Genomic DNA, 15,083 nt, shown 5'->3' with positions numbered 1-15,083 from the left:
ACGTGTATTGCAAAATTGTGTTATTTTTATTCAGAATTTTGTTAAACCGCTTCTCTCTCATATAGTCAGTATTGCAAAATTGTGTTATTTTTATTCAGAATTTTGTTAAACCGCTTCTCTCTCATATAGTCAGTATTGCAAAATTATGTGAGGTAAAGACAAAGGCCCCTTGAAGCCTATCGTACATGTGAAGGAAGCTCTCGATCGTTTAATGTGCCGTAAGCCCCCAAAAACTGATTTTACTATAAATATAAAGAATCCATTTTGAAAAATTGATCAAAATGGATTCTTTATTAGCAGCTATTAGTTACTTTTATAAAAAAGTTGAATCCTTTTTATAAAACTACAGTTGAGCATTTAACAAAAGACTGCTTTATTTAGTTAAACAAGCAAAATAAAAAAGTTGAATTCTTAGCATATGGAAATTCAACTTTTTTAGGTTGAAATTTGCTTAGCGTACAAAATTTCCGAAATGTTGTCTGTACCCCTAGTAAAATAAAAATATACAATTTTATTGGAGGTTACAAATGATTATTGGTTATGCTCGGGTGTCTACAATTGACCAAAACTTAGATCGGCAAATTGGTATGCTTAATGAATATGGTTGTGAAAAAATAGTTAAGGAGAAATTTACTGGTACAGTTAAAGATCGAAAGGGACTTCATCAACTTTTTGATGTTATCCGTAAAGGCGATACAGTTGTAGTGGAGAGCATCTCCCGTTTAGGACGTAAAACATTGGATATCCTCAACATTATTCAACAGTTAGAAGAGATGGGGGTTCAATTCATTTCTTTAAAAGAAAATATGGATACAAGAACCTCTACAGGTAAAGCCATGTTTCAAATGATGTGTGTCATTGCTGAATTAGAGAGGAACCTTATTGCTGAAAGGGTAAAGGAAGGACTTGAAGCAAGTAAAAGACGTGGGAAAACATTAGGTAGACCCAAGTTGGATAAAGAAAATCTTGCTGTTGCGCTACGGATGTATGATAGTGAAGAATATTCTATAAAGGAGATAATCTCAGCAACTGGAATATCTCAAGGTTCCTTATATAGGGCAGTAGAAAGATTGAAGAAATAAAAAAATAGGGCGAGTTTTATTATTTCTTCAATTTTACTTTGCGGTCTACAGCAGGAACCCTGTCACTAGGCCAAAAGGAATGTGCACTAGCCATAGTTGTACATTCTTTTTTATGTTTTCAGCTATAAATACTTGAATATTTTAACGAAATCTCATTAAATAGTATATTAGATATATCTTTCATGCAGTAATAACCCCTACTGCTGGCTATATCCTAAAATCTCAACAATAAACAAAATTAAAACATATTAAAAGAGCCTTTAAAACCTTGGAGGGAACCATTCATGCATACAATGCAAGAAGCCGTTAGACAAAGAATCGTAGCCCTTATGAATGAACACAATTATAGTATTTCTGAATTAGCACGTAGAGCTGATTTAACACAATCTACTGTAAATGACATTGTAAAAGGAAAAGTTAAAAACCCATCTATGCAAGCTATCTTCCAAATTGCTAAAGCATTTAATTTAACAATTGGTGAGTTCACTTCACACGAAGTATTTACTGAAATCGAAACACAACCAATGAAATCTAATCGTTAAGCTGCATAAGCTTATTATTTTTCACCTAATTAATTTCAAAAGCACTTTTAAAACAGGATCTATTGTTGATTCTGTTTTTTATTTTCACTAATTAAAATTCAAAACTTCTATGTTCATGATACCCCTATTTAATCATTCATGCTGTTAACTTAATAGCAGTATTACTGTACACATAAAAAACAAAATATAACTACTGGCCAAGTATTACACTTCGATATAGAAACAAAAGCACAAAAGATTCACTCTACTCCCCAGGGTGAAGGTCTTGTACCAAGACCTTCACGCCCTAAAACATAAATAATTACTCAAGCTATAAAACACTCGCCTAGAAAGAGACCCCCTGTAAATAGAAATATGTAAGGGCAGAGTGGAGTATTAAATTAACTAGGACTCCGAAGAATGTTGCTGAGTACCAACTGGTCAGTTTGATCAACTAATTTGTCTACCAAGTTTTCAAGATGGATACGGGCTGGTGATGCAATGCACTCTCTTACAAAATCATTTTGAATATGCTGAATATATTGTTTATAGGCGATTTTAGATTGCTGCATGCTAAATAAAACGTGTTTCATGAATAAAGAGACCGTAGACCAGCCTGTTTTGCTGAAGCGTCCTTTACCTGATACCGTTTTGATTAGTTTTGTTGATTGTTTAATTAACATATTTAACGTACTTGATGGAATTCCCACTGCATCACAGATTTCTTTTTGTGTACGCCAAATAAACGGCTCTGAATGGTTAAATTCAGCCGTAATGTAGTTAATAATATCTTCTTCCCACTCATCATAGTGGCTTCGCTCACGATCCTCACGGGCTTTTTTAAACTTATACCAACCCTTCCCCCCTAATTTCACTTCAAACGTACGATTAGGTACATAAGTAGCCAGTAATTCCTCAACGTATTCCTTAGCAGGACCTTGATATTTACCTGAATAAGCAGATTCAATGACAGCTGTTAAAGTTGGACCAGAAAGCGGATATTGTAAACGGTAATTAAACTCGTCTAAGAAATCCATTGTACGTTCCTTCGACCAACCCTCTTGAAGGCAGATTAAAGCTAGCGTAAATAACGTGTTATTACGCCCAATTTGCCCCTTCTTCCCTTTGATATCTACTGCATGGATTAACGCATTAAACCAGTCTGTATGCATTATTGAAACCTTTTGAGCACCAGGAGTAGGGACAACAAATAAAGGTCTTTCCATATCGTCGTCTTGACGCATAGACCAATTAATGAATTCAGACATTGAGTATGTTGTATCTAATTGGCTAAAAACGATATTAGATGGCTTTGGTACTCGGAAAAAGCCAAAATCATTGCAAAATAGGTCTGCTTCAACTGATTTTAAGCTACGTTTTAGATTGTCACTAATACGTTTTGCTACCTTCAGCCCTCTAAAGTCATTTTTATTTGAGATAAATAAAGGCTCGGCTAACACAAAATAGACCTGATAGCCTCGAGTAGTTGCCACAATTAATGTAGGTAAACCAATCGATTCCTCTAAGCAAGCCATTAAAATATCCTCACGTGAGTATTTATTTGTATCAATATCAACCACAAACGTATTGATCTGTAATAGATTACGTTCTTCAAAGCCTTGAATATAACGACGGGCTGAATCTTTATATGTATAAGTACGATAAATATTCGGTGTAAAGTGCGACAGCTCTGGTGCATCTTCAAGAATTGTTTCCTTTGAGGTAATAATGTATCCTTTTACACCGTGGTCTGTAAAATCTGCTTTTTTACGGACGGCAAAGATAGCCCCCTTCTTCGATAGCTTGTCTTGCTTCGCTGCCTCTACCTGCTTCGGTAGTGAAGCTTTAGATCCTGTTGGTTTATATTTTGTAATCCCCTGGTGTAATAGCACATCAAACAATTCTAGATGGTCTGCTTTATGTACAACCGCTGTCTGCATCTTGTTCACCTACTTCTCTCTAAATGTAATTAGAGTTAAGTATAGTAAACGGGTTTGGTCGAAAATGGGCTTCTCTAAGAGAAAAATAGACCAAAAACAGACCACCTCTCAGCCTTACTGCCACAAGGGGTTGAACCATTTTGTTAAAAATTGAATACTGACACTATTGGACGGAATTATAGACCACTTTAATTTAAAAATAGACCACTTGCTAAAACAGAAAATTAACTAAAATACTGATTTAATCATGTTTTCTAAAATAGACCATTTCAATTAGTGTGACTACTGGACGGAATTTTTTTAGTCGATTTGAAAATAAAGTATACCTAGTGGACGGAATTCCGGTCTATTTTGGTTCATAATTTCGTCCGCTGTTCATGGTATTTTTGACAAATCGCTTTATATCAACAAGTATTGTATGACTGTTGGACGAGAGAAAAATTTTAGTATGATTACTGGACGGAAAAACAGACCATTAAACAGACCGTTAGTATGAGCACTGGACATATATATAGACCATTACCATCATTTACGGACGAGATTTCACTATTATGTAATGAATGTAGACCATTACTAGCATCATTGGACGGAAAAATTAATTTTCGCACCAAAAACAGACCACTTTGTATGATTACCGGACGGAATTTAATATAAATTCATACAATCACACCTGTTTTTCCCTAAAAATCGGCAAAAGTAGACCGAATACTATCAAATATGGACGCAAATCGGTGAAATATCTTTAAAAAGTATTATATTTAGACCACAGTGGCTCATTTTATCGGTAGTATTTATTGCTGAAACGAAAAACGATAATACAAACCGTAGAATTGGTCTATTTTTAATGATTTTCTAAACCATTTTGGTATAATTGTATCAAAAAATTGTCTGTGAGGTGTTCTAGTTGAGCCTAAACCAATTACCAGAGCGTATGGTCATTAAACCACAGTGGTTGCCATTGGCCTTATATCAAGAAGCTATCAGCTTTTTCTCAAAATATAACACAGCTAAGCAGTGGCAAGTGGACGCAGAATGCTTATCAGAAGATCTTACTTACCAAGTATCACCTAGCTTTAAAGCCCTTTCTGAATGTGTATTCCATACATTGCTACAAGGTAGACCCGTTACAAAAGCTCTTTTAAGAGAAGCATTTGTTGATTATATAGATACGATTATTTATGAAGTTGAACCATTACTATTAGAAGAGGACCAAGTATCCAATAAAACAGAACAAAGTGGACCAGTGAATTCTGAAAACGAACCAATAGCAGACTTCCAGGTCGAACAATTAAGTTTATTAGAAGCAACAGAGGACGCCTTAGATAACGAGCGAATTTTTACTACACTAAATTCTCAGTATTTATTAATGCGTGATACCGTATCTTCAAGTAAAAAGTTTAATGAGAAGGAAGATGGTGTTTATGTGTCCGATATGATTGATGCTAAAGGTGAACTACGTGGTACAGCTCAACTTCGTAAAGATACAATTTCATTGCCTGATCAAGATCAAGAAAAGCTCTGGCTGTCTTTAGTGGAATCTACTATTAATGCATTTGATGAATTAACAGCGGATTTACTCGATATTATTTCGCATATGTGGGTCCTTCAGCAAAAAGATGAAGATGGCTATATAGATTTCCATAGTGATGAAGTATTAAAGCTTCGCCACGATAATCCTGGTAACAAGCCATTAATCATTCGAGAACGTGACCGCTTTAAAATTATGAAACGTGTAGCTGCATTATCTTCTATTTGGATTTCTATGCGTGAAAACGATATAAAAGTCGTAAATAAAGACAAAATCAAAGACGATGAGGAATATGATTTCACAACATTCCACCGTATGTTTGATATTAACAACGTAAAAGTAGCTTATGACAAAAAGACTGGCGAACCTAAAGGGATTTATGAGTTGAAAATTAAACCAGCCCCTATTCTTCGTACTTACTTTGATACGTCGTTACAAACATTCGTACCACTTGATTTAAAGATTATCCAATACAGCTACCATACACAGCGTGAATTAAAACGATTAGGCCGATATTTAAGCTATCAATGGAAGGTTCGTACCCTTTCACGTAACTTAAAACAACCATTTAAAGTGCGTACGTTGGTCGAGACATTGGACTTTCCTTCAAGCTATAACGGTGTATTAGTACGTGATAAGCTTGAACAAACATTAGATGATTTAACACACGATGGCATCATTGCTGAATGGTACTACCAAGAGCCTGTCGATGAATCTCGTGTTGGGAAAAGGGACTGGGTGAGAAAGTATTGGGGCGAGTTAAACTTAATCATTTTACCACCACAGGAAACAATTGAGGATAATCGCAAGAAGTACGGTCAAATGGCAGCTCTTCTTGAAAAAGAGCGAGCAAAGCAACAATTATTGGACTCGACCGTCACAATCGATTTAGAGCCTACTTCTACTGAAGCTAAATCCTTAAAAGACGTTCCATTGTCACCAGAGAGCGTTGCTGAACTAATTGATAAGCATAAGCTAAGTATTCGATCTGCTGCATCTGAAATTGGTATGTCACACAGTACACTATTACGTTATATCAATAAAGAGGCGAAACGCTCGAATAAAGCAAGTATGCAGAAGCTTCAGGATTGGTATGACGAGAAGAAAAGTATAAAAAAATAAATTTAGATAAAAATAAAAAGGGAAAAAGATATTTGTAGAAAAATATTCAGATTGTCGACAAAAGGCCTTCAGAATGAGACCATTCTGAAGGCCTTTTGTATTTTTAATATTTTTCGGGGTATTTTATAGTCTTATTTTAAGTAAAAGTACTCTTCGAGTATTCTAATTTAGACTATTTCTAGAGCTTGCCATGTCCAATTGGCAAGCTTTTTTAAATTCATAGCAGCAAAAGTAAGCATCGCTTGCATGGACAATTTTTTAATCCCACGTAGGGTTGTCCATCGCATACCATGCTTTTCTTTCGCATCTGCTTACAAAGGGGTAAAATTAGAGGAAATCGAACAGCTTGATTTTCGAGATGAACAGCTAATAACTCAAACAGGTTCAGTTAAAGTTGCTTCTAATAATTTGACGTTTGTACAAGCCTTCGAAATGGATTATTTACTAATGTTCGCATATGGAGATACATTTATCGGTAATTTTACTGATGATGTAGCCGCTTCAAATAAAAAAATATACACATTTTTACAAAAATGATAATTATGGTAATATATATAATAATGACATAAGTTTAAATTAATAAAATTAAAAGTGTATTACGGAAAAAATATTCAAACAAGGGCGTATCTTTCTATTCAACTCTTTATCATTAGAAAATACTCACAAATGTTTGAAGAAACGAGGTGGTATTTTGACTCATCAAAGTAACAAAACTAATCCCTTAAAAAAATATATTTTCATATACTTATTTATGTTAATTTTTGTATATTTGAGTGTAATGTTATGGAAATATATAGCTGGAGATGAAGTTACCTGGATTAAATCATTTATATTTATATTTATCATTTCAATTATCTATTTGTTACTAAAAATAATATCAAAAAAAAATTCGTCATAATAATATGATACCTGTGGATAGGATACTTGAAAAAGAAGGTGCTATTTACAGGTATTTTTTATATACTGGACTTTCAAGAGAAAAAGGTGAGGGGATTATTGGGATTTTAGCGCATTGTCAGCGAAAGTCAAAAACTCAGCACAAATAAGATATTTCAGCTTATTTCAGATACATTTGAACAGTTTCCATTCAATCGCATGGTGACTTATTTTTGTGTGCTCTAAAACGTGTCTCGTTTCGGGTTATTACAGCTATTTAAAGACTAAAGACGGGTGATGCGTGCAGCTAGATAACAGAAGGATTTAGAAGCGCGTGACCTCATCTTAAAGGGATATCGCTACGAAAACCATCAATAGGCTAATTATTCGAAATAAGCGTGTACAGCCCCATCCAAAAGCCTTTATCCATTCCGATCAAGGGGTTCATTATACAAGCCCTAAATTTCAGGCACCCCGGGAAAAAACAAAAGTTAGGTCAGTCGATGTCACTGTTGGGACAATGCGCTACAGGAATCGTTTTGCGGTCATTTTAAAGATGAAGTTGATTTTGATTCTGTGAAAATGTTAGATGAACTACGCGCGAAACTTGACCTATGGTCTACAACAACAATTACTGTTACCAATGAAATTAAAAAGGATGGCTCCTGTGCAATACAGGAACCATCTCATAACAGCGTAATCTTTTTTTAGTTTGTCCTTGACTTGGGTACCGCTTTATAATGACGACTTTTTTTAACTATTAAGCACCTATACATTTAATTTGTATCCATCCTAAACTCAATACTATCCCATGAATACCACCTTTAGCACCAGCTTTAATTATGTGCTTTGCAGCTTCTAACTCTTTTCCAGCCGCCAAAGCTTCAATTGCAGCAGTTAAACTTGCAACTCCTGTAATATCTTTCCAAGCAATTTTAATTTCATTAACAATACAATCATTGTAAGGACTGGAGTAAGAGTACGTAGATACTCTTTTCAAAGAGTTCAATGTCGTATTTTGTTGAGTACATACATTTATATTTTTATCTGAGTTATTAAAATCAATATAATCTTGAGGTATGTAACCTAATTCATTCTCTATTTTTTCTAAGTTAACTTTGGCATTTCCCAACTCATCTACTTCAATAGTCGATTTAACGAAATTCATTAATTCTAAAAATTCAGCTTCATCATATCCTTCAATTACATCCTTTTCTTGAGCATTTCCCATAGGAGCAAAAACAGTAAATACTAGTGTCAAAGTTAATATCCACGAAAACACTTTAAAAAATTTATTCATCTAAAATTATCCCCTTTTCATTTTTTATCTTATAATAGTATTGTACATCAATATAATTTGGAATTATATAACTTTTTATATCTAATTTTACATTTATGGAATGTATTTATTTATTAATTCAATCTATATTTACAATAAAATGGTAAATTGATGATAATACTTATTATAGAGATATCCGATTCAGTGGCTAATTCTTTAATCACCTTTAACGCATTATTATAGTAGTAATGCTCTGCTTCAAATCTTGTCCATTTAAATATTTCTTCTAAATAACTTCAAGATATTTTTCTTTTTGTTCATCTTAATTTAGAGCATTAATATCAACTGTCAATTTAAATATGAAATCTAAAAAATCTTGATCTCGTTTCAGATAGAACGGGATCTTGCACAACAATAGGAACCACTGTCGGATTGAATTTTTGTCTGTGTACGTGACTTACGCAGCCACTGATACATACTTTGAACGAGTACATTATTTTTTGCACACCAAGCGGCAACGCAATCGGGCGTGATTGTGGAATAAGCTCCAATTTTCTAATTCAATTAACATGTACTTAAATTCCACAAGGATTTATAACGTATACATAAATAAACCTAATAACGTTCCCAAATGAAAGTTTTGGGACACAATAAAACACTTAAAACGTTTTTATATCAATGTTTTAATTGTTTTTCTTTACTCCATTAATATACAGTTTTTTATACAAAAACGTTGAACACTATATACACCAAGGTTTTCAACGTTGTTCAAAAGAAACTTAAAAAGCTCAAGTTTTGAATAAAATCTTGCATACGTAGCCAATTCTTTAACGTTGTAAATCCGTATTTTTATGACGGTGCCCCTAGATAGAGTTTTTCGTATTGATTTGGGACAAAACGAGAATGGTTTAGTAAAACACTCAACATTTGACTGATTAAAACATATATCTATAGGGAACAATTATGTAGATACAATGTATATACATTTTACAAGTGAGGTGATATAATGAACGAAAAATACGAGGAGGAAGAAATTATGCCAGCATTAAAAGCACCGCTCGAAGAACTGATCGAAGAAGAAATCGTACATCCTGGTTCTACTGTACAAAAATGGGGTAATAGTTTAGCTGTTCGTCTCCCCAAAGATATTTTAAAGGAGGCTGGAATTGAACAAGGTACACGCGTTGAATTTAAACGTTTAAGCGATGGCAGTGTCGTACTTGTACCTATCAAAAAGAAACGTAAAAAGTATACGTTAGATGAGTTATTGGCACAATGTGTGCTTGAAAACCGTAGCGAAGAAGTAGATTTTGGTATCGAAGGTGAGGAATTAATCTAATGTCAATACAAGTGCCTGAACGTGGCGATTATGTTTATATAAATTTAAATCCACAAGCAGGAGTAGAAAAAGCTGGGCGACGTTCAGCCATCGTTTTATCTCCTAAAGCATTTAATCAAAAAACAGGCTTTGCTAGTATATGCCCTATTACAAATACAGTAAAGGACTGGCCGTTTCAGGTACATTTACCAGAGGGCGAATTTTTTACTGGCGCTGTAGAAACAGACCAAGTTAAAAATTTAGATTGGAAATCACGTAAAATACAAGTTGTTGCAAAAGCTGATGATGAAATTGTTGAGGAATGCTTAGCGAAAATAGAAACGTTTTTGTCTTATTAAAGAGCGTTTATTAATTTTATAATACAGATGAAAAAGCCTTCACAAACCCTTTTCGCCATTAATTTACATAAATAATTCAAAATAAAACAGAGAGCCGAATACAGCTCTCTATTTAACTTTTAAAACCTCAAATAAACGTAACCCCTTTCTAAATTTAGGATGGGGTTAAAATATAATTGTGTAATTTTCGTATAAGATACTTCACTATACTAAAAATTATATCAAAAAAGTCGTTTGAAAATCTAAGTTTTATTCAAAAATAGCGCCCTTTAATGGAATAACTACAAGAAGTTCTCAAATCTAAAATCACTTAATTCTTCTTTAACTAACGCACCCTTTAGTTTAAGTACAATTTTTCACAAACAATAAAATTTCACCTTGTGACAGCAAGTAATAATGTAAGAGAATATTATTAGTAGGCGATACCTACACGTGATTTTATATAATTGTTACTTTCAATCTGCTTATATGTAAATTCTGCTGTATCGGATACGTATATTTTTACTCCACCTACCGGTAAGAAATCACGTTCCACACGATATTCATCTAAACTTTCTCCATCTGGTAAATATGTAGGACATACAATAGTCCATTCGAGTGTTGATTGTTTAAGTAAATCGTAAACTTTATGATGTTCTTCTGCTGCACGGGTTGATTTACGCTTTGATTCACTTGATTGATAACGCAGTAAATTTGGGGTGGTTCTACTTTGTAGGATACCTGCAGTTCCTATAGTTATAATCCGTTGTATACCTTTGTTTTCCATTCCTTCTATAATGTGTGGCATACTTTCAGACAAAGTTGTTACTCCATCAGTATTTAGCGCACTAATAACTACATCAATTCCGTGCATTGCACGTACGATATCCTCTTTATTTAAAACATTACCTTGAATAATAGTTAAATTTTCATTATTTATTTGAATCTTCTCTGGCGTACGAACTACTGCAGTAACATGATGTCTGTCATGAAGAGCATAATTAACTATTTGACCTCCAACTCGACCAGTTGCACCTAAAATTAAAATATTCAAAAGTATAATCCTCCTTTTACGATACAAGTAATACACTACACTATAAATGCTATTATTTCGTCTTTTTTAACTCAGGTAGTATTACTTTAAGTATATAAATTCAAACTACTAAAATTTTAGAATAGAGAACTAATTTTCTTTAAAGAAGTAGCTCAATAAACTGGCCCGATTGTGGAATAAGAAAAGAACCTGCATATCAACAGGATCTTTAATCAATCTTTATTTTAAATAATCAATCTTTTTATAAACCTATACGAGACCCTATGTAAAAAAATAATGTTGATTTTTAAATAAGACAGAGTAACTCCATGATTATTTTGGAGTTACCATCTGTAAATATTGCCTCTTATTGAGCTTCAATTTCACTGGCTTGTCGTGCTTTACATACACGACTTCAGCTTACGATTTCCTCTTAATAAATTCAGCGACCGCTTCCCTAAGCCTTGATAGAGGAACGCTCACCTCATCTGCAATTTGAGATAATATCACAGCCCAACTGTGATGCTCACTGTCCTGTTTATTAAGAAACTTCATTAAATCCCTTAATTCTCTCATTTCCCGCTCACTTAGCTGTTGTGCCATAAATTGTTTTATAAGGCTATTGATAAAATTCATATCTTTCATACTCGCTTCTATTAATAAAGAACCGGCTCTTGCAGTACTACAATCCAAAGCATAAGCAAGTTTACGAACATCTTCGTAATCATCTTCTCTCAATCTCGTTGTAATTCTTTCACATTCTCCTTCAGCCCTTTTACCAATAGGACCATCGATTAAATGTCCGCTATACCAAGTGTTGTTCAAATAGATTTCACGCTTGAAGTGGCGTGATAGACTGTCCAGAATCGTTTTATTTTGTATTGAATTGAGTATTAATTGCTCTGCTATATCTTTGACTGGCGTATATGTGAGAAAAGACAATCTATAAATAGCATCCTTTAATTCTATTAAAATGTAGGGCTTCAAATCCCGTTTTCGGTTTTTCCTTCTAAATGTTGCTCCCCTATTCACCCTCGACACCCCTCATTTCCATTGTTTTTCGGTAGCACCCTATCTTTTAGTCCCAGGGTTTGCTCTCATCTTATGAGTAGGGTAGCGGATCTATTCCACTTTGTATATAAGTGGAAAAAGGTGTCAAGAATACTTGTTAAAGGAGGGATCTTGAATGGATGAAAAGAGAAAACTAGAGCTGGTAGAAGCTTTACGGAATCAATCAAAACGATATGGTTTCCCTACTATTCCTAAAAAGAAAAAGAAAGCGAAAAAAGATGATCGGGCAAAAAATTAAGCCTGCTCATCTTTTTTATTTCCTCTCAACAATGTCATCTGCTAACGTTGCTATAAGCATATAAAATAGTGTTTGCTGGGCTAGCTTCTAAACAAAAAAAGATTCATGCTATTAAATGCACGAATCCTTTTATATACGCCACCATGATTATAATATATTTAGGGGTTCCTTCAGAATTATACTCATTTCCACTTTAAGAAAATTATTTTTTTCTAAAAATCTATTTATCTAAATTTCTCCTTCTTTTTCATACTCAAAACCTAGAGAAAAGAATACATTTTTCTCATCAAGTTCCATCTGCTCACGCTCACGTTGGCTAATACGCCACTTCGCACTGTGCTTCTGATTTCCTCGCACCTTTTTATAATTTGATTTCGCTCTGAAATAAGCAAATATCCCGTAAAAAACAATCATCGCTAAACATATGACAATTAATAAAATCATGTCTTGAACAGGCATTGACTCCGATTGCCATGTAATTTTGATTAACCCTGCAAATAGAAGAATCACGTGTGCCCCTATCACAAACAGCATTGCCATTTCCTTTTTTTGATTCTGCTCATCTACTCGTGTATGAAGCACAAATAAACTTGCTGAAAGGAGAATCAATAAAAAGGATAAAAAGGCTGGTGGGACAAACCACCCCATTACACTACTAATTAAAAAGGCATAACCCGTGGCAAAGCAAACGTCGTAAAGTAACGCTCGGATAATTTGATTTTTAGTCATTGGCTGCATCTGATGCTTCCCCCTTTAAATGAAAGACCTTTAAAACTTCATTCGGTGCTACTCGAATCGGTTCAATAAAGTTCCGCTTCACAGCAACAAGCTCTTCCTGCAATTTCATAGACGTACAAACCAATAAATTCATCCCATGCCTTCTACTATCCGCTTCACTATATGTTTGAATCGCTTGGATTTTCTTAATATCGAGATCCATTATATTCACATAAAAATACCGCTTGCCCTGGTATTCTATAATCGTTTTGAAAACGGAATGTTCGGCAGTCGATTGATTTAAAAGATCCTCTGCAGTTGTACCCTTTTCCAATTCACTATAAATTACTTTAAAACCGTATACAGAAGCAAAGTGATATAAACTGTGCTGCTCCCAATCTTCAAAGCTTGAAAACGTCTTTAGAATTTGTTGTCCTAGCTTGAACGGGATTACTTTTATGGAATAGCCCGTATATAGAAAGTCTTTTGTTGTCGTTTTACTCATGGCTATATGCATGAAGTCCTCGATTCCCTTCTTTCCTTTTCCAAAAACCACATACTGACGAATAGAGCCAGCTCGTTCCATGATTTCGCTCTGAATTTTACCGATTGTCTGTGTTAATGGCGCTTCCGTCATTACATACATGGCATAGCTTTGTTGATTATCCTTACTAATTAGAGCACCTTGTACTTGTGTACGGCTACCTAATCCAAATAGCTTTTTAGTAGCTCTGCTATCATGGACTTGCCAGTTCTCCATTGCTCTTACTAATAAATCATTTGCTGTTAAGACATAATAGCGAAGCTGCTCAGTTAAATAATTATCTGCAAAGCTTTCATCAACAAAGTGCTGATTATAATGTAGTGCTCCTATACCACGCATTGAAATTGCATGAAAGGAATGACCCTTCTTCTGACCACGTGAGCCTGATTGTGTAGAAGAACGAATCAATCCTGCTTTACGTAGCTGATACAACACTTTATTTAAATACATCGTTGTCACATCAGCATTCCTCTCCCCTAGTTGTTCCGTTGTCAGCACGCGAAATTTACAGAGGTCTAATAATATTTGTATTTTTCTTTCGGATAATCGCTTATAAATCGTTTGTGTCATTTTCTATGGGTGGCTCCTTTATACTGGGCTTGTTTATCTCTCGGCTCTGTCTGGCTATCCCTATCCTCGTTCTAAACTGCAAGAATCGAATTAAAGTTGTAATCGGTGAAAAATCCTGATATATCACTGTTTTAGAGCTTCCATTTTTGTCATAAAACTAGGTCAAAATTGAGATCGAAAGAAAAAAGCAATTTTGACCCTCTGAAAGCACCTAAAAAAATTTACTTTCATCAAGCAATCGAGCACGCGCTATCTTTAAAATTTCCTCATTCATACGGATAATTTGAGCCGGTTGCTGCTGTAATTTCGGTATTACATTAGAATCAACAAATTTAGATAAATAACCGCTTGGTATCAAATAACACTCCAACATATCGACTTCTCCTTGCACACCAGATGTATACAAATCTAGGTAATGAAAGCTGTCATCCTCAATAATTTGAAGTGATTTCACCGCATCAATGACATATTTATAATCATAGTTATCTAAATCAGTCGCTCTTTTCGTTGAGAAATGATGGATGATGATACAAATTGCTTTTGAAAACCTAAAATAATCAGCTGTGCGATCCAATTGCTTATGTGTTTCATTAAAAAACCACTCTCTTAACGTGCTTTTTTCAAGTTTTGCAATACGCTGCCTATCATTACGAGTAGATTGTGCTCGCATTTTCAAATCACTATTTTTAAAGCCTATATATTTAAAGGAATAGTAAGGAATCCTGATTTCATTTTCCTTAAAATTTATGTATTGTAATGCTTGCACATCTATCTTCCCTTCATATTTTGTAAACATTCGTAAACACTTGATATATCAGCTTTCTTATTTATTTTTCTAAGATTTCCACAGCATTCTTCGTAAACAAAATCATTTATGGAAAAAATGTTTACAAAAAGGGCTGAAAA

Annotated in this window: 14 protein-coding genes and 1 pseudogene; 7 read left to right on the top strand and 8 right to left on the bottom strand. The window is 34.2% G+C overall.

Features of this window, described 5'->3' with window-relative positions; all coding sequences use genetic code 11:
• Positions 1-527 precede the first annotated feature (527 nt).
• Together AC3II9_RS09920 and AC3II9_RS09915 are read left to right on the top strand one after the other, a co-directional pair.
• Positions 528-1,082: a recombinase family protein gene (locus tag AC3II9_RS09920; RefSeq protein WP_489155173.1), complete on the top strand. Its 555-nt coding sequence runs from the start codon at positions 528-530 to the stop codon at positions 1,080-1,082.
• Between the two features lie 284 nt (positions 1,083-1,366).
• Positions 1,367-1,624, top strand: coding sequence for a helix-turn-helix domain-containing protein (locus AC3II9_RS09915; protein WP_391376575.1), 258 nt, complete (start codon positions 1,367-1,369; stop codon positions 1,622-1,624).
• A gap of 380 nt (positions 1,625-2,004) precedes the next feature.
• Here the strand turns inward: AC3II9_RS09915 and AC3II9_RS09910 are convergent, their stop codons facing one another.
• Positions 2,005-3,543 carry a primase C-terminal domain-containing protein gene (locus tag AC3II9_RS09910; RefSeq protein WP_391376589.1) on the bottom strand — a complete coding sequence of 513 codons (1,539 nt, stop codon included), beginning with the start codon at positions 3,541-3,543 and terminating at the stop codon, positions 2,005-2,007.
• Positions 3,544-4,447: 904 nt separating this feature from the next.
• Here AC3II9_RS09910 and AC3II9_RS09905 point away from each other — a divergent pair.
• On the top strand, positions 4,448-6,193 hold the full coding sequence (locus AC3II9_RS09905; protein ID WP_391376577.1) for a hypothetical protein: 1,746 nt from the start codon (positions 4,448-4,450) through the stop codon (positions 6,191-6,193).
• 167 nt (positions 6,194-6,360) lie between these two features.
• On the opposite strand, the pseudogene AC3II9_RS09900 reads toward AC3II9_RS09905, so the two are convergent.
• Positions 6,361-6,504 (bottom strand): annotated as a pseudogene (locus AC3II9_RS09900) (transposase); the annotation flags it as partial.
• On the opposite strand from AC3II9_RS09900, the gene AC3II9_RS09895 reads away from it, so the two are divergent.
• On the top strand, positions 6,440-6,730 hold the full coding sequence (locus AC3II9_RS09895) for a hypothetical protein (RefSeq protein WP_391376579.1): 291 nt from the start codon (positions 6,440-6,442) through the stop codon (positions 6,728-6,730). The pseudogene AC3II9_RS09900 and the gene AC3II9_RS09895 sit on opposite strands and share 65 nt — an antisense overlap.
• Before the next feature lie 1,099 nt (positions 6,731-7,829).
• On the opposite strand, the gene AC3II9_RS09890 is transcribed toward AC3II9_RS09895, so the two are convergent.
• Positions 7,830-8,369 (bottom strand): hypothetical protein, encoded by a 540-nt coding sequence (locus tag AC3II9_RS09890; RefSeq protein ID WP_391376581.1) that lies wholly within the window; start codon positions 8,367-8,369, stop codon positions 7,830-7,832.
• A 985-nt stretch (positions 8,370-9,354) separates the two neighbouring features.
• Here AC3II9_RS09890 and AC3II9_RS09885 point away from each other — a divergent pair.
• The gene (locus AC3II9_RS09885; protein ID WP_391376583.1) at positions 9,355-9,687 is read left to right on the top strand and encodes an AbrB/MazE/SpoVT family DNA-binding domain-containing protein; all 333 of its coding nucleotides are present in this window, start codon (positions 9,355-9,357) and stop codon (positions 9,685-9,687) included.
• Positions 9,687-10,025, top strand: a complete 339-nt coding sequence (locus tag AC3II9_RS09880) for a type II toxin-antitoxin system PemK/MazF family toxin (RefSeq protein WP_391376585.1) — start codon at positions 9,687-9,689, stop codon at positions 10,023-10,025. The genes AC3II9_RS09885 and AC3II9_RS09880 overlap by 1 nt, the downstream gene beginning before the upstream one ends.
• Before the next feature lie 412 nt (positions 10,026-10,437).
• Here AC3II9_RS09880 and AC3II9_RS09875 read toward each other — a convergent pair whose 3' ends face one another.
• Together AC3II9_RS09875 and AC3II9_RS09870 are read right to left on the bottom strand one after the other, a co-directional pair.
• Positions 10,438-11,058: an NAD(P)-dependent oxidoreductase gene (locus tag AC3II9_RS09875; protein WP_391376587.1), complete on the bottom strand. Its 621-nt coding sequence runs from the start codon at positions 11,056-11,058 to the stop codon at positions 10,438-10,440.
• Positions 11,059-11,457: 399 nt separating this feature from the next.
• Positions 11,458-12,069 carry a hypothetical protein gene (locus AC3II9_RS09870; RefSeq protein WP_391374825.1) on the bottom strand — a complete coding sequence of 204 codons (612 nt, stop codon included), beginning with the start codon at positions 12,067-12,069 and terminating at the stop codon, positions 11,458-11,460.
• Positions 12,070-12,223: 154 nt separating this feature from the next.
• Here AC3II9_RS09870 and AC3II9_RS09865 point away from each other — a divergent pair, with 154 nt between their 5' ends.
• A complete protein-coding gene (locus AC3II9_RS09865; protein ID WP_391374827.1) occupies positions 12,224-12,346 on the top strand; it encodes a hypothetical protein in 123 nt (40 codons plus the stop codon).
• A gap of 228 nt (positions 12,347-12,574) precedes the next feature.
• On the opposite strand, the gene AC3II9_RS09860 is transcribed toward AC3II9_RS09865, so the two are convergent.
• The 3 genes from AC3II9_RS09860 to AC3II9_RS09850 form a co-directional block, all read right to left on the bottom strand.
• On the bottom strand, positions 12,575-13,084 hold the full coding sequence (locus AC3II9_RS09860) for a hypothetical protein (RefSeq protein ID WP_391374830.1): 510 nt from the start codon (positions 13,082-13,084) through the stop codon (positions 12,575-12,577).
• The gene (locus AC3II9_RS09855) at positions 13,068-14,177 is read right to left on the bottom strand and encodes a hypothetical protein (RefSeq protein WP_391374833.1); all 1,110 of its coding nucleotides are present in this window, start codon (positions 14,175-14,177) and stop codon (positions 13,068-13,070) included. The genes AC3II9_RS09860 and AC3II9_RS09855 overlap by 17 nt, the downstream gene beginning before the upstream one ends.
• 211 nt (positions 14,178-14,388) lie before the next feature.
• Positions 14,389-14,943: a hypothetical protein gene (locus tag AC3II9_RS09850; protein ID WP_391374836.1), complete on the bottom strand. Its 555-nt coding sequence runs from the start codon at positions 14,941-14,943 to the stop codon at positions 14,389-14,391.
• Positions 14,944-15,083: the final 140 nt, after the last annotated feature.

Source organism: Lysinibacillus sp. RU7, from assembly GCF_057837305.1.
This window is presented reverse-complemented; position numbering and strand designations above follow the sequence as displayed.